This window comes from Methylomonas paludis (genome assembly GCF_018734325.1).
GTDB classification, from domain to species: domain Bacteria; phylum Pseudomonadota; class Gammaproteobacteria; order Methylococcales; family Methylomonadaceae; genus Methylomonas; species Methylomonas paludis.
In genome coordinates this window covers 3507495-3528627 of sequence record NZ_CP073754.1, presented here as the reverse complement: position 1 = coordinate 3528627, position 21133 = coordinate 3507495, and the positions used below count along the sequence as shown (strand labels likewise).

The 21133-nt window shown below is 47.8% G+C and carries 21 protein-coding genes; 19 read left to right on the top strand and 2 right to left on the bottom strand.

Annotated elements, in window-relative coordinates:
* Positions 1–2 precede the first annotated feature (2 nt).
* From tatB to KEF85_RS16070, 5 genes are all read left to right on the top strand, one after another.
* Positions 3–314: a Sec-independent protein translocase protein TatB gene (gene tatB / locus KEF85_RS16090; RefSeq protein WP_215582250.1), complete on the top strand. Its 312-nt coding sequence runs from the start codon at positions 3–5 to the stop codon at positions 312–314.
* Positions 298–1044, top strand: a complete 747-nt coding sequence (gene tatC / locus KEF85_RS16085; RefSeq protein WP_215582248.1) for a twin-arginine translocase subunit TatC — start codon at positions 298–300, stop codon at positions 1042–1044. Before tatB ends, tatC begins: the two co-directional genes overlap by 17 nt.
* Positions 1044–1730 (top strand): YggS family pyridoxal phosphate-dependent enzyme, encoded by a 687-nt coding sequence (locus KEF85_RS16080; RefSeq protein WP_215585212.1) that lies wholly within the window; start codon positions 1044–1046, stop codon positions 1728–1730. Before tatC ends, KEF85_RS16080 begins: the two co-directional genes overlap by 1 nt.
* 140 nt (positions 1731–1870) lie before the next feature.
* The gene (gene argS, locus KEF85_RS16075; protein ID WP_215582247.1) at positions 1871–3631 is read left to right on the top strand and encodes an arginine--tRNA ligase; all 1761 of its coding nucleotides are present in this window, start codon (positions 1871–1873) and stop codon (positions 3629–3631) included.
* On the top strand, positions 3631–4326 hold the full coding sequence (locus KEF85_RS16070) for an SPOR domain-containing protein (RefSeq protein WP_215582246.1): 696 nt from the start codon (positions 3631–3633) through the stop codon (positions 4324–4326). The genes argS and KEF85_RS16070 overlap by 1 nt, the downstream gene beginning before the upstream one ends.
* A gap of 11 nt (positions 4327–4337) precedes the next feature.
* On the opposite strand, the gene crp is transcribed toward KEF85_RS16070, so the two are convergent.
* Positions 4338–4991 (bottom strand): cAMP-activated global transcriptional regulator CRP, encoded by a 654-nt coding sequence (gene crp / locus KEF85_RS16065; RefSeq protein ID WP_215582245.1) that lies wholly within the window; start codon positions 4989–4991, stop codon positions 4338–4340.
* A gap of 126 nt (positions 4992–5117) precedes the next feature.
* On the opposite strand from crp, the gene KEF85_RS16060 reads away from it, so the two are divergent.
* The 14 genes from KEF85_RS16060 to KEF85_RS15995 all read left to right on the top strand — a co-directional run bounded on the left by KEF85_RS16060 (position 5118) and on the right by KEF85_RS15995 (position 18821).
* Positions 5118–5537, top strand: a complete 420-nt coding sequence (locus KEF85_RS16060; protein ID WP_215582244.1) for an OsmC family protein — start codon at positions 5118–5120, stop codon at positions 5535–5537.
* 4 nt (positions 5538–5541) lie between these two features.
* Positions 5542–6321 carry an adenosylmethionine decarboxylase gene (gene speD / locus KEF85_RS16055; RefSeq protein ID WP_215582243.1) on the top strand — a complete coding sequence of 260 codons (780 nt, stop codon included), beginning with the start codon at positions 5542–5544 and terminating at the stop codon, positions 6319–6321.
* Positions 6322–6769: 448 nt separating this feature from the next.
* Positions 6770–8671: an ATP-binding cassette domain-containing protein gene (locus KEF85_RS16050; protein WP_215582242.1), complete on the top strand. Its 1902-nt coding sequence runs from the start codon at positions 6770–6772 to the stop codon at positions 8669–8671.
* The gene (locus KEF85_RS16045) at positions 8659–9168 is read left to right on the top strand and encodes a hypothetical protein (RefSeq protein ID WP_215582241.1); all 510 of its coding nucleotides are present in this window, start codon (positions 8659–8661) and stop codon (positions 9166–9168) included. Before KEF85_RS16050 ends, KEF85_RS16045 begins: the two co-directional genes overlap by 13 nt.
* Before the next feature lie 10 nt (positions 9169–9178).
* The gene (locus KEF85_RS16040) at positions 9179–9619 is read left to right on the top strand and encodes a universal stress protein (RefSeq protein WP_215582240.1); all 441 of its coding nucleotides are present in this window, start codon (positions 9179–9181) and stop codon (positions 9617–9619) included.
* Between the two features lie 219 nt (positions 9620–9838).
* Complete coding sequence (locus KEF85_RS16035) at positions 9839–10252, top strand: TM2 domain-containing protein (protein WP_215582239.1); 414 nt, start codon at positions 9839–9841, stop codon at positions 10250–10252.
* A 72-nt stretch (positions 10253–10324) separates the two neighbouring features.
* Positions 10325–11785: a cobyric acid synthase gene (locus tag KEF85_RS16030; RefSeq protein WP_215582238.1), complete on the top strand. Its 1461-nt coding sequence runs from the start codon at positions 10325–10327 to the stop codon at positions 11783–11785.
* A 482-nt stretch (positions 11786–12267) separates the two neighbouring features.
* Positions 12268–12438, top strand: a complete 171-nt coding sequence (locus KEF85_RS16025; protein ID WP_215582237.1) for a ribbon-helix-helix domain-containing protein — start codon at positions 12268–12270, stop codon at positions 12436–12438.
* 471 nt (positions 12439–12909) lie between these two features.
* Positions 12910–13122, top strand: coding sequence for an addiction module protein (locus KEF85_RS16020; protein WP_215582236.1), 213 nt, complete (start codon positions 12910–12912; stop codon positions 13120–13122).
* Positions 13119–13409, top strand: a complete 291-nt coding sequence (locus KEF85_RS16015; RefSeq protein ID WP_215582235.1) for a type II toxin-antitoxin system RelE/ParE family toxin — start codon at positions 13119–13121, stop codon at positions 13407–13409. Before KEF85_RS16020 ends, KEF85_RS16015 begins: the two co-directional genes overlap by 4 nt.
* Positions 13410–13710: 301 nt before the next feature.
* Positions 13711–14799: an IS5 family transposase gene (locus KEF85_RS16010; RefSeq protein ID WP_215581187.1), complete on the top strand. Its 1089-nt coding sequence runs from the start codon at positions 13711–13713 to the stop codon at positions 14797–14799.
* Positions 14800–15024: 225 nt separating this feature from the next.
* A complete protein-coding gene (locus KEF85_RS16005) occupies positions 15025–16389 on the top strand; it encodes an IS1380 family transposase (protein WP_215580104.1) in 1365 nt (454 codons plus the stop codon).
* Positions 16390–16884: 495 nt separating this feature from the next.
* On the top strand, positions 16885–17973 hold the full coding sequence (locus KEF85_RS16000; RefSeq protein ID WP_215581187.1) for an IS5 family transposase: 1089 nt from the start codon (positions 16885–16887) through the stop codon (positions 17971–17973).
* Between the two features lie 161 nt (positions 17974–18134).
* Positions 18135–18821, top strand: coding sequence for a hypothetical protein (locus KEF85_RS15995; protein WP_215582234.1), 687 nt, complete (start codon positions 18135–18137; stop codon positions 18819–18821).
* 61 nt (positions 18822–18882) lie between these two features.
* Here KEF85_RS15995 and KEF85_RS15990 read toward each other — a convergent pair whose 3' ends face one another.
* Positions 18883–21132 carry a sodium-translocating pyrophosphatase gene (locus tag KEF85_RS15990; protein ID WP_215582233.1) on the bottom strand — a complete coding sequence of 750 codons (2250 nt, stop codon included), beginning with the start codon at positions 21130–21132 and terminating at the stop codon, positions 18883–18885.
* Between the last annotated feature and the right edge of the window lies 1 nt (position 21133).

The window sequence follows — 21133 nt, the reverse complement described above, 5'->3', positions numbered from 1 at the left end:
CCATGTTTGATGTCGGATTTTCTGAGTTACTGATGGTCGGCCTGGTGGCTTTGTTGGTATTGGGTCCGGAAAAGCTGCCGAAAGCAGCCAGACTGGCCGGCTTTTGGTTAGGCAAAGCCCGCAGCACGGTGGCCGCCGTGCAAATCGAACTGCAGCAGGAACTTCATGCCGAAGAAATTCGCCAAATGATGAACCGGCAGTTACTGGTCGATGAAATACAGCAAACCATCGCAGACACGGAAACCGAGATCAACAACGCCGTAGAGGCCTGGTCCGACCCTAAAACCGATAAGCCCGATGACCATCCCGCCTGAATCCAGCTCTGAATCTACTTTTTTCAGCCATCTAGTTGAATTACGCAACCGACTGCTACGAGTGGTGTTTTGTGTGCTTCTGGTGTTTATCGGCACAGCCAGCTATGCCAATGAAATCTACACCTATCTGGCTGAACCCTTATTGCAGCACATGCCCAAAAACAGCAGCATGATAGCCATAGACGTGGCCTCGCCGTTTTTCGCACCATTCAAACTGGCTTTTGTGGTGGCTGTGTTTATTTCCGCACCGTTTATTCTTTACCAGTTCTGGGGCTTCGTGGCTCCCGGCCTGTATCGCCATGAAAAGCGTTTATTCCTACCCTTATTACTAGCCAGCATTATTTTGTTTTATTGCGGGGCGGCATTTGCCTATTTTCTGGTGTTTCCGCTGGTATTTGGCTATTTGACCGCCAGCGCCCCACTTGGGGTGACGGTGATGACCGATATTACCACCTATCTGGATTTTGTACTGGCCATGTTCATTGCCTTTGGCGTATCGTTTGAGATTCCTATTATTACCATCGTTCTGGTGTTGCTGGGTATAGTCTCACCGGAAAGTCTGGCCGAAAAAAGACCTTATGTGATCATAGGCGTATTTGTCGTAGCGATGTTTTTAACCCCGCCGGACGCCTTATCCCAAACCCTGCTGGCCATTCCGATGTGGCTGCTGTTTGAATCCGGACTGTTATGTTCGCGTTTATTATCCCGTCAAGATCCGACTCAACCATGATGGACACTATCAGTGAACGTTATCAGCACGTTTTAAGCCAAATTCGCCATGCTACCGGCATAGCCGGGCGACCTAAAAATAGTGTGCAGTTATTGGCCGTCAGTAAAACCAAGCCGGCTGGGGATATTGCCGTGCTATATCGACTGGGGCAGCGCCATTTTGCCGAAAATTACCAACAGGAAGCTTTGCTCAAACAGCAGGCACTGGCCGGATTTAATATCACCTGGCATTTTATCGGGCCGATTCAATCCAATAAAACCAAAGCTATTGCCGGCCAATTCAGTTGGGTGCATAGTGTCGACAGGCTAAAAATTGCCCAACGTCTCAGCGAGCAGCGTCCGGCGCATTTACCGCCGCTGAATATTTGTCTGCAAGTCAATATCAGTGAGGAAAGCAGCAAAGCCGGCGTCAGTCTGGCGGAACTGCCGGAACTGGCGGCAGCTATCACTGTTCTGCCAAATCTGCGCCTGCGTGGCGTAATGGCCATCCCCGAACCCAATAGCCAATATGCCCAGCAACGCCTGCCTTACCGGCACTTGTATCAGGCCGTGCAGGACTTGCATCTGGCCGGGCTGGACAGCTATTCCTTTGGCATGAGCGGCGATTTGAAAGCCGCGATTATGGAGGGTGCCACCATGGTCAGAATCGGCACGGCACTGTTTGGTGAGCGTGATTACAGGGTCTAGGATATATCCGCAAGATCAGCACCATTGCATCGAATTTTGCCTTAAGTCATGCCTGCCTTAGCGCGGGGTAAGTAGCTATTAGGGGCTTTTTGATGGATAATAAAGCCTAATTTCTTACTTAACTTGTCGTTATTGCAACAATGAAACACGAGCTCGAACACCTATTGCAACATGCTGTTGAAGCCTTAAAAACGCAAGGTGTTCTCGACCAGCCCTTATCCGTGCAAATTAGCCTGGAACGCTGCCGCGACCCTCAGCACGGAGATTTTGCCAGCAATCTGGCCTTATTACTGGCCAAACCGGCCAAACTCAACCCCAGACAGTTGGCAGAAAAAATTGTTGCTGAAATTCCGTTTGCCGGTTTGGTCAGCAAAATCGAGATTGCCGGCCCCGGCTTCATCAACTTTTTTATTAATCCCGACAGCCAGTTCGAGATCATTAAACAAATCCACGCCCAGGGCAAAAAATTTGGTTTGAGCAATGTTGGCGCCGGTCAAAAAGTTCAGGTTGAATTTGTTTCCGCCAATCCCACCGGGCCTTTGCATGTCGGTCATGGCCGTGGTGCGGCTTATGGTTCGGCAGTGGCTGATCTGCTGGCCGCCGTCGGCTTTGAAGTAGAACGGGAATATTATGTCAATGATGCCGGTCGGCAGATGGATATTCTGGCCACCAGCGTCTGGTTGCGTTATCTGGAACAGTGCGGAGAGGTGTTTACTTTTCCCAGCAATGGCTATCGCGGCGAATATGTCCGCAAAATAAGCGCAGATTTACATCAGCGCCAGGGCAAGGCCTTGCATAAAAGTGCTGCAGCAGTGCTGGAAGACATACCGGCAGATGAAGCCGCTGGCGGTGATAAGGAAAAACATATTGATGCCCTGATCGATCGTGCTAAAACCCTATTGGGTGCAGCCGGATACCAGCAGGTATTTCAGGCCGGCCTGGATAATATTCTGAGTGATATCAAGGATGATCTGGAAGAATTCGGCGTAAGTTATCAGCACTGGTTTTCCGAACGGCAACTGATGGATGACGGTTCAGTACAACAGGCGCTAGATCGCTTGGATGCTGCCGGTTATCTGTATAAACTGGATGGTGCAACCTGGTTTGCCTCCAGCCGTCTCGGCGATGAAAAAGATCGGGTGGTGGTGCGCGATAACGGCCAGACCACTTATTTTGCTTCCGATATTGCCTATCACATGCATAAGCTCGATCGCGGTTTTGACCGGATAGTCAATATCTGGGGTGCCGATCATCACGGTTATATTCCACGGGTCAAGGCAGCCATGCAGGCGCTGGGTGCAGATGACACCAAATTACAAGTGTTGCTGGTGCAATTTGCCGTACTGTATCGCGGTGAAGAAAAAGTACAAATGTCTACCCGTTCCGGAGAGTTTGTAACTTTAAGACAATTACGCAATGAAGTAGGTACCGATGCCTGCCGGTTTTTTTATGTCATGCGTAAATCCGAACAGCATATGGATTTTGACTTGAAACTGGCGGCGTCAAGAAGTAATGAAAATCCGGTATATTATGTCCAGTACGCTTACGCACGGATTTGCAGTGTTTTGCGCCAGCTTGATGAAAAAAACATCGGATTGGATACCGCGTTAGGCTTGGTTAATCTTAATTTACTGACAGCCGAGCATGAAACCGCGATATTGACTACACTATCCAAATATCCGGAAATTTTGGAACGTGCCGCCCTAAGTTATGAGCCGCATCAATTGATAAGTTATTTACGGGAATTGGCTAATCAGTTTCACAGCTATTACAACGCCCATCAATTTCTGGTTGAAGACAACAAGCTGTGTAATGCCCGTCTCAGTCTGATCGGCGCGGTAAAACAAGTATTGGAAAATACCTTAACGCTGTTAAATATTACCACCCCCGAATCGATGTAATGGCTAAAGATTACAAACACCGAGTTCAAAGTGCCAGTTACCTGAAATATCGCCGTCGCCGTAACAGATCGTCGGTGATGTTTTGGCGCTGGTTGTTGGTACTTGGCTTAATTGGCGCTTTTGGATTTTTTCTAAATCTGATTCGTACCAAAGTGCCGGAATTGTTGGCCGGTAAATCGCAAATTGGTCAAACGGAACCGGCTAATCAAGCCAAACCGGAATTGCCGGTTAAACAATTGCCCCCCGCGCCGGTGGAAGCCACCCAGAAACCCGAAACGGCTCCTGCCGAAGCAGTACAGAAAGCCGAAGCAGAGCCTAAGCCTGAAGTTCCGCCACCACCGCCGGCACCGGAACCCACCCGCTTTGACTTTTACACACTGCTGCCGGAAGCGGAGACCGTGGTACCGGATTATGAAATTAAAACCCGGGTGCGTGAAGAATTGGTCGGCAAAACCAAAACCACAAAATATGTCATGCAAGCTGGTTCATTTCGGGAAGCCGATGAGGCAGATCGGCACAAGGCCAAGTTGGCGCAACTGGGCATAGAAGCACGGGTAGAAAAAGCCAAAGTCGGTACCGTTATTTGGCATAGGGTCAAGATCGGCCCTTATGACAACCCTACCAGCGTTTCCACGCTTAAAGACTTGCTGCAAAAAAACGGTATCGGTGTGGTAGTGACCGAAGTCGGTCAATAAAGCCTTTGGTTTTAGCGGGTGCCGAATACCACTATGGTTTTACCATGGGCGGTAATCAGACCTTTGTCTTCCATCTCTTTGAGTACCCGGCCCACCATTTCCCGGGAACACCCGACTATCCGGCCAATTTCCTGACGGGTGATGTGCAATTGCATGCCGTCCGGGTGGGTAATTGCATCCGGCTGGCGGCTTAAATCCAGCAAAGTATGGGCTATTCGGCCTTCCACATCGACAAAGGCCAGATCCTGATATTTGCGATTGGTCAGCAGCAGCCTTAGCGACAGCTGTTCGCCCAGCACCGATAAAAGTTCTACCGCGTAATCATGTAATTCGCCGCTTAACAAATCCCTGAACCGCTCATAACTGATCTCTGCCATCTGGCAGCGATCACGGGTTCTAACTAAGGCGCTACGTTTCTCAGTACTTCTGAATACACCGATTTCACCAATAAAATCATGTTTATTCAGATACGCTAAAATCAATTCATGGCCATCTTCGTCTTCTACACTGATGGCCACAGAGCCATCCAACACCAGTAGTAACTTATCGCCGATATCGCCGGGGCGGATCAGCGTGACTTTGGCGGGATAGGTGCGGACATGGCAAAAATGCAACAAAGCAGCCAGCGCCTCAGATGAAATTTTATGGTGTTTAGCGACGCGCATAAGTTTAAAATTAATTATCAGATAGTCTTACCCTAGCTAATGTAACAGGAATTTGCAAAAAAAAATCAATGCATTTGATGTTACCGTTGTAAAATCCGCAAAATTTTAATGATTGTGGATTTAAATATGCAAGCAACGATTAAATGGCTTGACGGCAGAAGTTTTGTCGGCGAATCAGGCAGCGGTCACGCTGTGGTGATGGACGGACCTCCCGATCATGGTGGCCGCAATATCGGCGTGCGCCCGATGGAAATGATTCTGTTAGGGCTGGGTGGCTGCTCTTCGTTTGATGTCATCGATATTCTGGAAAAAGGCCGGCATCCAGTAACGGGTTGTACCACTGAACTCAGTGCTGAACGGGTAGATACCGTGCCCAGTGTGTTCAGCAAAATTCATTTACATTTTAAAATTACCGGCAAAAATTTGTCAGTGGGTGCCGTAGAACGCGCAGTTAAACTGTCTGCGGAAAAATACTGCTCTGCCTCCATCATGCTGGGCAAAGCAGGTGTTGAAATAAGTCATGATTTCGAAGTGATCGAGGGTTAACCGATTGAGCAAATTACAATTACACGGGTTTAACAACCTGACTAAATCGCTGAGTTTTAATATTTACGATGTTTGCTATGCTCCCAAAGAGCAGGAAAAAGCCTACATCGAATATATTGATGAAGCCTATAACGCCAAACGCTTAACTCAAATTTTGAAAGATGTGGCCAATATCATCGGTGCCCAAATTCTGAATATTGCCCATCAGGATTACGATCCGCAGGGTGCTAGTGTGACTATGCTGATTTCAGAAGGTGCGGTGATACCGGCGGGAATGAATTCGGAATCGCCAGGTCCGTTGCCGGACACGATACTGGCCCATCTGGATAAAAGTCATATCACCGTGCACACTTATCCCGAAAGCCATCCAGATACCGATATCTGTACCTTTAGAGCCGATATTGACGTTTCCACCTGCGGTCAGATTTCACCGTTAAAAGCCTTGAATTATCTGATACACAGCTTTGAGTCGGATATCGTCATTATGGATTACCGGGTACGTGGCTTCACCCGCGATGTCACTGGGCAAAAAATTTATATCGATCACAAAATCAACTCAATACAGAACTATATTGCGGAAAGCACCAAAGAGCTTTATCAGATGATAGATGTGAACGTCTATCAGGAAAATATTTTCCACACCAAGATGCGGCTGAAAGAAACCGAGCTGGAAAACTACTTATTTGAAAAAGAAAGCAATTTTACTGAAGATGAAAAAGATGAAATTCAGGAACAATTGCACGATGAAATGGCCGAGATTTTTTATGGTCGAAATTTTAGCTAAATTGTTGCTTGGGCAGGTTTTGTTGGTTTGAGCCCGATGCGGGTGAAATAGCATAAATTTACAGAAACCGGCCAATTATTACGCTAAATAACATAGTTTTTTTATTTCCCATCCTGGTTTGGCCGATCAGGCTTAATTTTGCTGGTTTTCATGAGTTGGCATCGCTTTTGCTTTACTAATAGCGGTGTCATGGATGTTGAGTTCCTTCCCCCGTGAACATGGATAACAAAGATGCCAGGGATAATCCGGATAAACAGCTGAGGACAAGGCTTTTATCCGGACAAGGATGAGCCCCAGTCAGTTCAAAAACCGGCTTAGCGGTCAGCCGGCTAGCCCCCTCGTGGCGGACAAATCAAAAATCATCATACCCTCTGCGCCTGCACGCGATAAAATTCACGCTTATCGCGGCTCATGCCGTAGTTCCTGACCGACATCATTTTTAGGCAACATGCTGAATTTTAAAAACATTGCTATCCGTCGCGGCAACCGCTTGCTGTTTAGCAAAGCTTCCTTCATTATCCACAAAGGCCAAAAAATAGGTTTAACCGGCGCAAACGGCGTAGGTAAATCCAGTTTCTTCGCGTTATTACGCGGAGAACTGCATAGTGACGAGGGTGAATTTTCCATGCCGCCCAATCTGGAGATAGCCCATGTTGCTCAGGAAACCCCGGCCCTGGACTGCACAGCCATCGATTATGTGCTGGATGGTGACCGCGAATTAAGACAGTTGCAGCAACAGTTAGCCGCTGCAGAACAGGCTCAGGATGGCTTGAAACAGGCTGAACTACATGGCAACCTGGATCATATCGGCGGCTACACCGCACAAGCACGTGCTTCGCGATTGTTAAATGGACTGGGATTTAGCACTGCACAGGAAATTCATCCGGTCAGTTCATTTTCCGGTGGTTGGCGGATGCGCTTAAATCTGGCTCAAGCCCTGATGTGCCGTTCTGATGTACTATTGCTGGATGAGCCCACCAACCACTTGGATTTGGATGCGGTCATCTGGTTACAGGACTGGCTGGGCAGGTATCCGGGCACATTGCTGCTGATTTCCCATGACCGGGATTTTCTGGACGCTATTACCGATCATATCGTCCATATCGAGCAAAACAATGCCGAAATTTATACCGGCAACTATTCCGATTTTGAACGCATGCGTGCCGAAAAACTGTCCCAGCAGCAATCTGCATTTGAGAAGCAACAGCGGGAAATTGCCCATATTCAAAGTTTTGTCGACCGCTTTAAAGCCAAAGCCTCCAAGGCCAAACAGGCACAAAGCCGTATCAAATCGCTGGAGCGTATGGAAATTATTGCTCAAGCCCATGTCGATTCACCATTTAACTTTCGCTTCCCTGCACCTAAAAAACTGCCTAATCCACTGCTAAAAATTGAGGATGCCGATATTGGTTATGGCGACAAGGTAGTGATTAAAAATGCCTCATTGTCTATTACACCGGGAGACCGAATCGGTTTGCTCGGCCCGAATGGGGCCGGAAAATCCAGTCTGATTAAAGTATTATCCGGACAAATGCGCCAGCTCAACGGCGAATTGCATAGTGCAGAGAGCTTAAATATCGGTTATTTTGCCCAGCATCAGCTGGAACAGCTGCGTCTGGATGAAAGCCCACTCTGGCATTTACAAAAACTGGATAAACAGGCCAGCGAAAAAGATTTGCGTAACTTTCTGGGCGGCTTTGATTTTCGCGGAGATAAAGTCAATGATCCCATCGGACCGTTTTCCGGCGGTGAAAAAGCCCGTCTGGTGCTGGCCTTACTGGTTTATCAAAATCCCAATCTGCTGCTGCTGGATGAGCCGACCAACCATCTTGATCTGGAAATGCGTCATGCCCTAAGTGTCGCGTTGCAGGAGTATGAAGGCGCGCTGGTGGTGGTTTCCCATGATCGGCATTTATTGCGATCGGTTACTGATCAATTGTTATTGGTGGCGAACGGTAAATTGCAGGTTTTTGACGGCGATCTGGATGACTATCGCTTATGGCTGGCAGAAAACAAAAAAACTGGAGACGAACCCGCACCAGCGGCAATTGCCAGTCCCGCAGTACGCAAGGATGAACGCAAACTGGAAGCCAAACGGCGTAATACGCTTAAACCCTTTATGGATGCGGTGAAAAAATCCGAAGCCTTAGTGGATAAACTGCAGCAGCAACAAATTGAACTGGAGAGCAAACTGGCCGATCCCTCGCTATACCAGGAAGAAAACAAAGAATCATTAAAAACCTTGCTGGCTGAAAAAAGCCGGATCGATAATGCCTTGCACCAAGCCGAAGATAACTGGATGGTGGCCGAGGAAAACCTGCAACAAGCGGAGAAGTCATGTATCAATTGATCGTGTTGTTCTTTCAAATAGCCATATTACGTAAAGGCCCCCAACAAGTACCTGCTTCCAAGTGGCTGCTGCGCTTACTATTGCCGGCCTATGTGGTAATTAATGCCCTGTTGTTGTGGCTGAATGATTATGGCTATGAAGCATTCCTGCAAATCGCCATCGATTTTGCATTAATGGCCGGTTTTACCTGGCCCTTACTCTATTTTGCCGGTAAGTTGCCGCGGTTTCAGCAAACCCTGGGTGCTTTACTAGGCACCGATATTATCATCAGCTTTTTTTCGCTGCCGGTTGCGGGCAGCCTTAACGGTCAGGTCACAGAATTTGCCTTTATCGGCATGCTGTTGCTTATGCTTTGGCACTGGCTGGTTTGTGGGCATATTTTTCGACATGCCTTAGACAGGCCACTATTTTTTGGTTTAGCCTTGGCTTTTTTATATATACTTATTTCTTCTCAGGTAATGTCTTTAATATTCCCTGTTGTTTCTACCCCATCTTAACGAGGGCTTTATGGCTTTATACAAACATATTTTACTGGCTGTTGATTTTTCCGATCATAGCCATGCGGTTGCCAATACCGCCAAACAAATAGCCGCCCAAAATCAGGCTAAGTTTAGTATTGTTTATGTAGTAGACAATCTGCCGTTAAATTCCGATCCTTTCGGGCCGATTCAATTTGATGTGGATTTAACCCAAGAACTGCTGGATAACGCCAAAACCCGGTTAAAACAGGTTGCAGCAACGCTGGAAATTCCTGAAAATCAGCAATGGCTGGAGATGGGCAATCCCAAGCTGGAAATTGTGCGGATTGCTGAAGAGCAGCAGGCGGATTTGATCGTCATCGGCTCACATGGCAGACACGGCTTGGCCTTACTGCTGGGTTCCACAGCCAATGGCGTATTACATCACGCCAAAGTTGATGTTCTGGCGGTGCGTCTGAAAGACAGTTAAGCGCTCTGTGCCTAATACCATAATAGCCTAACATCGCTTACTCTTGACTCCAGCCAGCAAACAAGTGATCATGCAGCGCGTTGCTGATTGCTCTGCTTAAGCACAGCACAACCAGGGCTAGTGCTGATAGCAGGCGGCCAAAAATAACAAGATATACCGAGCTATTGCCTCCGCATATGCTCATCTTACTGCCAGCAAAATAATAACAGGAAAATAAATATGCTTGGTCATATAGAAAGTTACGATGAAGCCTACCAGACCGGTATTGTTAAATCCGAGAATGATTACTACGAATTCCATCTCAACCAATGGACTTCAGAAGCACCGCCCAGCGAGGGTGACGATGTCGAATTTACTCATGAAGAAGGCATAATCACCGAAATCAATCTGGTGGGTGCCTATCTGGCCGAAAACCAGCCGGTAAAAAGTCGGGCTTTGGCGGCATTTTTAGGCATCGCCTTTGGTGCAATCGGCTTGCAACGCTTTTATCTGGGCTATTATGTAATCGGGGTGTTACAGATTGTAGTGACCCTGCTGACCGGAGGTTTTGGCGTCATGTGGGGCTTTGTTGAAGGAGTATTGATATATGCCGGACACATGGATAGAGATGCCAAAGGCCGGCATTTAAAATAAGCCTGGTATTCGTGCTGCCTGACTTAACATAGAGTTCAGCCAATCAAACATCAGCCCAACATCACCGCACTCATGGTGCAAGGCACCACTTCGGATGCCGGTAAAAGTACGCTGGTGACGGCCTTATGCCGGTATTATCAGCGCCGGGGAGTGCGGGTCGCACCGTTTAAACCCCAGAACATGGCGCTGAACAGTGCCGTCAGCAGCGACGGTGGCGAAATAGGCCGCGCACAGGCAGTACAAGCTGCCGCCTGCGGTCTGCCGCCGCATAGTGACATGAATCCAGTGTTGCTGAAACCCAGCAGCGACCAAATGGCTCAAGTGATTATCCACGGCAAAGTCCTGGAAAACCAGTCAGCCCAGCAATACCACGATTATAAAAACGTTGCCAAAACCGCCGTACTGACTTCTTGGCAACGGCTGACTGCAGCCTATGAAACCGTAATTGTCGAAGGCGCGGGCAGTCCGGCAGAAATCAATTTGCGTCAGGGCGATATTGCCAATATGGGTTTTGCCGAAGCCGTGGATTGCCCGGTGATCCTGATCGCCGACATAGATAGAGGTGGAGTGTTTGCCCACATCGTCGGTACCCTGGACTTGCTGTCAGCATCAGAACAGCAAAGAATCGTTGGTTTTGTCATCAACCGCTTTCGCGGCGATATCAGCCTGCTACAACCCGGCCTGGACTGGCTGGAAGTCAGAACCGGCAAACCGGTATTGGCAGTGCTGCCGTATTTACGCGAATTGTATCTGGAAGCGGAAGATGCTCTCAGCACCCGTCACGCCAAACAGCATGATGACCCAGTCTTTCAGGTAGTCGTGCCGCACCTGCCCAGCTTCAGCAATCATACCGATTTTGATCCGCTATTATTGCATCCCGAAGTAAATGTCATTTTTGCCGATAGCCCGGCGCAAATCAGCGGTGCAGATTTGCTGATCCTGCCCGGCAGCAAAACCGTGCATCGCGATCTGGCCCGGTTGCGGGAACAGGGTTGGCCGGATTTTATCCAGCGCCATTTGCGCTACGGCGGCAAACTGCTGGGAATCTGTGGCGGCTTTCAGATGCTGGGTCGGGCCATCCACGACCCGCATGGTATGGAAGGCCAACCGGGCAGTGTCCAAGGTCTGGGTCTGTTGGATATGGAAACCACCCTGCAAACCGGCAAAAGTTTACGCCAGATCACTGGCCGCTTTTACCGGCAGCATATCCCGGTAGCCGGTTACGAAATTCACATGGGCCTCAGCACCGGCCAGGCCTTGCAGCAACCAATGTTTATACTGGGTACGGAAACGGATGGCGCAATTTCCACCGACAACCAGATTGCGGGTACCTATCTGCATGGTCTGTTCGACCTGCCGCAAGCCTGCAACGCCTTGCTGGACTGGGCTGGTTATCAGTCCCGGCAAGCCGTCGATCTCAACGCCCAGCGCGAAGTCGGCTTCAATCAACTGGCCGACATGCTGGAACAACATTTTGATTTTGCCTTGCTGGATAAAGTGGTCGCAGAGTTTTTGAGTTTGTGCAAGCAATAAGCCCATCGGCACGGCATGAATATACTGGATTAGTCTTGCTCAGAATCCTGATAAATATGCCCGTTTCGTCTTGCTGGGATTAAAAAACTATTCATCGTGAAATTATTCATTTAAAAACAATTGGTTGTGTAATGTGCTAAACGCAGTGCAGCGCATCACTAGAAGCTAACTATCTATTTAAAAAAGAATCAGAAACGTTACGCTGAATAAGCACTAAATAAATTGTAACTATTCATCCCATTGAAAAGTAGACACCGTAGCCTCGATGAAACGGAGTGAAATCGAGGATTATCGCAGTAGATTGACCCCAAAATGAGATAGGATGCATCGAAGATATTTTGTCAGGTCACTAAATGTTGACACCTAGGTTCCTCTATGCCGCTTTGAGGCTACGCTGAATAATTAAAATTGATTTAACTAATAAATTAGGTAAGAATCAGTCATAGTTGGTCGTTATAAACGATTTGTTTGAAGGTGTTCAAATGTCCACAATTGAAAAAATCAGCATTGCTTTGACGCCAGATTTGGCTTTATTAGTACGAAATACCGTGGAAAGTGGATTTTATACCTCAAATAGCGAAGTTATTTGCGAAGCTTTGCGTGATTGGGGGGGCCAAACAGGTCGAGAACCAACAAAAAATCCAGGCAATTAAAGCCGTATGGCAAGAAGGAGTTGATAGTGGTTCTGCCGGAGTTCTCAATATGGAAGAAATTAAGCGGGAAGCTCGGCAACATTTCGTAAAAGAATATTGAAACCTGGGGCATGACAATAGTCATAAATCCTCAAAAGGTACCATTTGATGTACTAGAAATAATGTAACTATTCGTCACCAAAATATCCCTTTAAAAACAGTCTGTTGTAGGGTTCGCTAAACGTAGTGCAGCGCATTATTCGAAGCTAACTATCTATTTAAAAAAGGATTGGCAACGTTAGGGAACCTCTGATTAATGCAGTTTTTCAAGAAAAACCAATCCGCAAGGCATTGATTTTATTGGTACCGAAATTCGAGATAACGAATTAATCAGAGGTTCCTTAGGCTGAGTAATTACGAAATAATGCATTATTTTCCGGTGAAAAATTATATAACCCTATTTTTACAGTTTGCTCACCCTGGATCAAAATCATGCCAAATTTTCAAGAACTTTACCAACAAGCCAATCAGTTGCCGCCTTTAGAAAAGCTACATCTGGCAGAATTACTGCTGTCTGACCTGGACACGCCCAATCCAGAAATAGATGCCATTTGGCGCGATACAGCCCAACAAAGATGGCAGGCTTATCAGGAAGGGAAGTTAAAAACAGTTAGCTATGCTGAAGTAATGCAAAAATATAAATGAACATCGAATTTATTGATGAGGCGCAGTCTGAGTTGCATGAAGCGTTTTGCTGGTATGAAGCGCAACAAAAACAGTTGGGTGTACAATTTCTCAATGAATTTGACGCTGCAATTCGCCGCCTTGCGGCTTTTCCTGAATCATACCCACTAATCGGCAATAATATTAGGCGCTGTTTGATCAATCGCTTTCCCTACGGGATACTGTATGGCATTGATGCCAATAAAATTATCATCATCGCTGTTGCTCATCTTCACCGGAAACCCAGCTATTGGTTGACTCGGTTATAAGCATACAAAGTTTTCTAATCATGAAACTTGAAAATTAATATAGATTAACTAAAAGACATGATAATAAACACTGCCGATCATATTAACTTAACAATGTTTGAAGTTGAGAGAAAACTAAAGTCATTTACATACCCGGTATTCATCAAAGCAAGTAATGAACGCCCTGATTTAACAGGCTGTCGATTTTATCTACCCCTGCAAGCCGCATAAATTCATTGAGCCAAAGAGTTTATAATATCGCAAGCAATTGTTATATATGATAAAATAGTTCCATTATTATATATTCCAACGGAATGATTTTATGCGCGGCGCTGACATCACCCAAGATGTACTCTTTAGCTATCGGACATTGGAAGAACGGATTCCCAAAGACCATCCCTTACGGAAATTCCGTGCCATCGTCGATATCCTTTTGAAAACCATGGATACTGAATTTAACGCGCTTTATGCCCGCCGGGGCCGGGATTCAATCCCACCAGAGCGCCTATTGCGCGCCAGCTTGCTGCAAGTGATTTTCACCATTCGTTCCGAAAGACAGTTGGTGGAGCAGATTGATTTCAATCTGCTGTATCGCTGGTTTGTGGGGCTGACGCTGGATGATGAGGTCTGGCATCACTCCACCTTCAGCGCCAATCGTGACCGCTTGCTGAATGAACGTATTTGCCGCTTGTTTTTTGATCGCATCTTGTTGCTTGCCGAATGGCAAGAATTGGTCTCCAGCGAGCATTTTTCCGTGGATGGCACCCTGATTAAAGGCTGGGCTTCCATGAAAAGCTTTGTCAAGAAAGACGGTTCAAGCTCACCTCCGGAAGATGATACGCGTAACCCGACTGTCAACTTCAAAGGCGAAAAGCGCAGCAATGATACACACGCCTCGACCACCGACCCGGATGTCCGGCTATACAAAAAAAGTGAAGGCGACAAATCACAGCTCTGTTACCTGGGCCATGCCCTGATGGAGAACCGGAACGGTCTGGTGGTTGATGTTGAAGTCACTCACGCCACCGGCACAGCAGAGCGGGAAGCGGCGAAGACCATGATCAAACGGACTGTGAAGAAACCGGGTACAACAGTGGGCGCAGACAAAGGCTACGATGTTGAAAGCTTCGTGACCGACATTCGCGTTCTCAAAGTCACCCCGCATGTGGCACAGAAGAACAAAGGCTCTGCCATTGACCACCGCACCACCCGCCATCCCGGATACAAGACCAGCCTCAAAATCCGTAAACGGGTTGAAGAAGTGTTTGGCTGGAGCAAGACCATAGGTGGTCTGCATCAAACCAAATTCCGTCGCTTAAAAAAAGTAGCGGCACAAACTGTCTTCACCTTCGCCGCCTATAATCTGACCCGAATGGGCAATATTTTTGGCTGGCGGTGTTCGACCGCCTAGGCAGACGTGCGCCTAACCACCGCCAAAAGGCGGAAATGAAGCCCCGAAAAGGGCCATTTAGAACAGCCAGACCTGAAGTTTTGGGCTAGAAACGGAAATTCAGGTCTGATAAGGCTTCCAGCCGAAAAATTAACCCTGAATCCGTGTTCGTTTTTTTTATAAATAGTCATAAGTCAATGATAAAAAAGGTATAATATAGTTTTTCTATAGTCACCCGTTTTGATTATGGCACGTTTTAAGCTTAAAGAATCCAAAAAGGAACTTACCTCCTATGCCGGACTATCCTTGATCGGCCAGTGCCTGGAAGCGGTCAATGTCGAAGTGATGGTGGACGGTAGAATACCTGTTTCACAGGGTATCAAAACCTCGGATTTAGTCAAAACCACTGTTGGCCTTTTAAGTATAGGCAAAAGCGACTTCGAGGCTGTTGAGCCGTTTCGTGAAGATCGTTTTTTCAAGAAGGCATTGGATGTACGTAAGGTTCCCGGCAGCGTGTGGCTGCGGCAACGTCTTGATCGTGTCAGCGGCAGCCTGCTGGAGCCGGTGGATGATCTATCGATACGACTCATCGAACGAACAGAAGCCCCAATTACGCCGCATAAAGGCTACGTCTGTCTGGACATGGACACCTTCGTCATGGATCAGAGCGGTACCAAGAAGGAAGAGGTGAGTCGAACCTATCAGGGAGTGGATGGCTATACGCCTGTCGCGGCTTATTTGGGCAATGAAGGCTGGTGTATAGGATTGGAACTGCGTCCAGGCCGCTGGCATTCATCGCTGGAGATTGATTATTTTCTAGAAAGGCTGTTTCCTCGAGTTGAGCGCTTGGTTGCACCGGGTTTGCCGTTGTTATTACGCAAAGACTCAGGGTTTGATAGCGCCAAACTGTTATTTACGGTTGCGGCTGAGAAAGAACGCTGGGCAGCCATGAACAGGCGCTTTGAATACTTGATCAAGTGGAATCCAAGACGGCAAGATAAGACATCCTGGTTAGAAAAAGCGGAAGCGGCCGGCGCCTTTGTTGAAAAACGCCCCGGTAAACGGGAAGCGTTAATGACACTGACGGTGGAACGTGCTTGGAAAAAACAGACTCGCCCCTTCAGACTGGTCGTGCGGATCATTGAACGCACGAGCAATAAGCACGGCCAGATGCTATTACTGCCGGACATTCAACTGGAAGGCTGGTGGACGAGTCTGGAGGAACCCGAAGAAACCGTCATTGAACGCTACCGCGACCACGGCACCCATGAACAATTTCATTCGGAATTCAAAACTGACCTGGATATGGAACGCTTACCATCTGGAAAGTTTGAGACCAACGACTGTCTATTGAGAATGGGTATGTTTGCCTATAATTGCTTGCGACTGATTGGTCAACTGGGCTTGACTGGCGACTTGGCGCCAATACGTCATCCGGCAAAACGACGGCGGTTACGAACGGTGCTGCAAGAAGTCATGTATCGAGCAGCCCAGGTGATCCACAAAGCCCGGCAATGGTGGCTGGACTTAGGGTGCGCCTCACCCGTGGCAAAAGTATTCGCTTATTTACAAGAGCGATTGGTGGTGCAGCCTGGCTTTGCATCAGGATAAGCGGCGCGAAAGCTGAGATGCTGGTTACGAGCTGATTCTCCGGGTAGAGAAGAAGATTGCTTGTCTTGGCGTCAGGTTTTTCATCTGGCGATGCCGGCAATACCATGGAAACGATTGATTTTTGCGACTGAGGGCTTGATGAACGGCAGTTAAATTTCGATTGGTGGTAGATTTTTTTAAAAAACGCGTCTGAAACGCGACTGCCCTCACTTAAACCGAAAGGAACACGGATTCAGGATTAACTAAAAGACATGATAATAAACACTGCCGATCATATTAACTTAACAATGTTTGAAGTTGAGAGAAAACTAAAGTCATTTACATACCCGGTATTCATCAAAGCAAGTAATGAACGCCCTGATTTAACAGGCTGTCGATTTTATCTACCCCTGCAAGCCGCATAAATTCATTGAGCCAAAGAGTTTATAATATCGCAAGCAATTGTTATATATGATAAAATAGTTCCATTATTATATATTCCAACGGAATGATTTTATGCGCGGCGCTGACATCACCCAAGATGTACTCTTTAGCTATCGGACATTGGAAGAACGGATTCCCAAAGACCATCCCTTACGGAAATTCCGTGCCATCGTCGATATCCTTTTGAAAACCATGGATACTGAATTTAACGCGCTTTATGCCCGCCGGGGCCGGGATTCAATCCCACCAGAGCGCCTATTGCGCGCCAGCTTGCTGCAAGTGATTTTCACCATTCGTTCCGAAAGACAGTTGGTGGAGCAGATTGATTTCAATCTGCTGTATCGCTGGTTTGTGGGGCTGACGCTGGATGATGAGGTCTGGCATCACTCCACCTTCAGCGCCAATCGTGACCGCTTGCTGAATGAACGTATTTGCCGCTTGTTTTTTGATCGCATCTTGTTGCTTGCCGAATGGCAAGAATTGGTCTCCAGCGAGCATTTTTCCGTGGATGGCACCCTGATTAAAGGCTGGGCTTCCATGAAAAGCTTTGTCAAGAAAGACGGTTCAAGCTCACCTCCGGAAGATGATACGCGTAACCCGACTGTCAACTTCAAAGGCGAAAAGCGCAGCAATGATACACACGCCTCGACCACCGACCCGGATGTCCGGCTATACAAAAAAAGTGAAGGCGACAAATCACAGCTCTGTTACCTGGGCCATGCCCTGATGGAGAACCGGAACGGTCTGGTGGTTGATGTTGAAGTCACTCACGCCACCGGCACAGCAGAGCGGGAAGCGGCGAAGACCATGATCAAACGGACTGTGAAGAAACCGGGTACAACAGTGGGCGCAGACAAAGGCTACGATGTTGAAAGCTTCGTGACCGACATTCGCGTTCTCAAAGTCACCCCGCATGTGGCACAGAAGAACAAAGGCTCTGCCATTGACCACCGCACCACCCGCCATCCCGGATACAAGACCAGCCTCAAAATCCGTAAACGGGTTGAAGAAGTGTTTGGCTGGAGCAAGACCATAGGTGGTCTGCATCAAACCAAATTCCGTCGCTTAAAAAAAGTAGCGGCACAAACTGTCTTCACCTTCGCCGCCTATAATCTGACCCGAATGGGCAATATTTTTGGCTGGCGGTGTTCGACCGCCTAGGCAGACGTGCGCCTAACCACCGCCAAAAGGCGGAAATGAAGCCCCGAAAAGGGCCATTTAGAACAGCCAGACCTGAAGTTTTGGGCTAGAAACGGAAATTCAGGTCTGATAAGGCTTCCAGCCGAAAAATTAACCCTATATTAAGGGTTTAAGCCGAAGGCATGGGAGTAAATTTCAACATCCTGTTAATTGCCTCTTCAGTTGTCATTCAGGTGTTTTCTAGGACATTCCTTATCACAGCCTCTCATGTTATTAATCAAATTAAGATTGCTGTTAGCCCTTTTTATATGGCAATAGATGGTTCATTTGTTAACTTAGTAGGTAACTTTTTTCACTCAATCAGTCAGGGCAAAAAAGATCATTTCGATATAGCATTTATTGAATTAAGCAATGAGTTTGTAGCTAAAAATAATATTAATATATTATGCGAAGATAGATTGATGATAAACAGATATTTTAACTCAGTGCATTTATCACTTATACATGGCTATCCTTGTTCTAAGAATAAACAAGGAAAAGCATTGAAGGGCGGCACGACGTTTAATTTATTTTATTTCACATATGGAGGTAAAGTCGATAAAAACTTCACTAACTGGGATAAATATAAGAAAAATAATGACGTTCATATTTGTATGAATTATGGTCAAGCGATAGATATAAATGGAGAAATTAATAATCCACCGAGTCCAAGGGGAATTAGTGGTGGAGGATTATGGTATGTGCCAAATTCATTTTTTCCTGACAATCTATATCTTGCCGGTATATTTATTGAATATTATCAGAATGACCGTATTTCTTTTTCAACAAAGATTGATAAGGTTGTAGAATTTATTAAAACTAATATTTAGTTTTGGCAGTTTCATTGGATCGAAATGCTCCAATAAACATCTTCCAAATTTCATCTTTTTCTCAAAGAAACAACGGCGCCATCACCAAAGTCACAGTCGCCAATAATTTAATCAACACATGCAAACTCGGTCCGGCGGTGTCCTTGAACGGATCGCCGACAGTATCACCAACCACAGCGGCGCTGTGAGTAGGGTTTTTGATGGTTTTACCATCGGCGGTAGTGATGTATTTGCCGCCGTGGGCGCCGGTTTCCACATATTTTTTGGCATTATCCCAGGCACCGCCGGCATTGTTTAAATACAATGCCATCAGAATACCGACCAAAGTGGCCACCATCAACAGCGCGGCCACACTTTCGGCAGCAATCAGTTTGCCTTCTACATCAATGAATATTTTAAAGCTCAGGCCAACTGCAATTGGCGTCAACACCACCAGTAAACCCGGTGCGATCATATTACGCAAGGCGGCACGGGTAACAATATCCACGCAGGCTCCATAATCAGGCTGAAAATCGGCAGGGAACTGGATGATGTCATTCAGGCGCGGCAGATCGGCGTATTGGCGGCGCACTTCTTCGATAATGCTTTTGGCCGCAGTGCCGACCGCCCGAATGGTCAGGGAACAGAACACAAACACCAGCATCGCGCCCAGCAGTGCGCCGACAAACACCACCGGTTTGCCTAAATTCACGCTGAATTCGGCAGCAGCATCCAGACCGGCATAATTTTTAATTTCATCCATATAGGCCTGAAATAGCAGAAAAGCGGCAAGACCAGCGCTGCCCACTGCATAACCCTTAGTCAGGGCTTTGGTGGTGTTGCCTATGGCATCCAGTTTATCGGTACGGCTGCGGATTTCGGCAGGCTGTTCGCTCATTTCGATAATGCCGCCGGCGTTGTCGGTAATCGGACCAAAGCTGTCCATCGCCAGAATATAAGCCGCAGTGGCCAGCATCCCCATCGTCGCCACTGCTGTGCCAAACAGTCCGGCATGAGGCAAGCCGCTGGATGCGCCCAGATAGTAAGAACTTAACAAGGCAATAGACATTGCCAGAGTCGGCATCCAGGTACATTCAAAACCCACCGCCGTACCCTCGATGATATTGGTCGCGGCACCGGTAGTGCTGGCGGCGGCGATAGCCTGTACCGGCCTGTAGCGATATTCGGTGTAATACTGGGTGATGAACACAAACGCCACCGACGTTAACACCCCAATGACTCCGCACAGCGAAAAATGCCACCAGGCATCCGGTGCCGCCGGATTATCCAGCAACCAGTGGGCGGCAAGTGCGAACAGCGGCATCGCCAGTAATACGCTGATAAAATAGCCGCGATTCAGGGCCTGCATGGGTTCCTGATCTTCGCTGTGCAGGCGCACGCTTAAAATGCCGACCATGCTGGCGATAATGCCAAAAGCCCGCGCCACCAGCGGAAACAGCATCACGCCCAAAATGCCGGCACTGAACGCCAGTCCGGCTTTTTCCGCGCCCAGTGCCAGACTGCCGGCCAGTATCATCGCGCCGATATTCTCAGCCGCAGTCGATTCGAACAAATCCGCACCACGGCCGGCGCAATCGCCGACATTATCGCCCACCAGATCGGCAATCACCGCCGGGTTGCGCGGATCATCCTCCGGGATACCGGCTTCCACCTTACCGACCAGATCGGCCCCCACATCAGCAGCTTTGGTATAAATACCGCCACCCACCTGGGCAAACAGCGCCACAAAAGATGCTCCAAAGCCATAACCAACGATTAATAGTGGAATTTTCACTAGATCAATGTTCGGGCTCAGCAATTTGACCAGTACAAACAAACCGGCCACGCCCAACAAACTCATAGCCACCACCACCATACCGGAGACACCTCCTGCACGCAAAGATACCTGCAAAGCCTCATTAAGACTAAGGCAGGCCGCAGCTGCGGTGCGGATATTGGCGCGAATGCTCACCCACATGCCCACATAACCGGCACACACCGAACACAAAGCCCCCAGCACAAAGGAAAGCGTAGTCCAGCCGGCCAATTCCAGGGAACTGGATACCGGATCAAATTCGCGATGGCTACGCAACAAACCGTAACCGACAAACAGCAGTGCGGCAAAAATGGCGCTGAGCAGTAGGATGGTACGGTTTTGCCGGCGCAAAAAAGCTTCTGCACCCTGTTTAATGGCATCCGATATTTTGCGCATGGCTGGTGTACCGGTATCTTTAGCCAGCACCCAGCGCGCCAGCCAGGCCGCAAAACCCAGACCGGCGAGAGAACTGGCAAATACCAGCGTAATCAAGTTGGCAAAATCTGGATTGGGCATT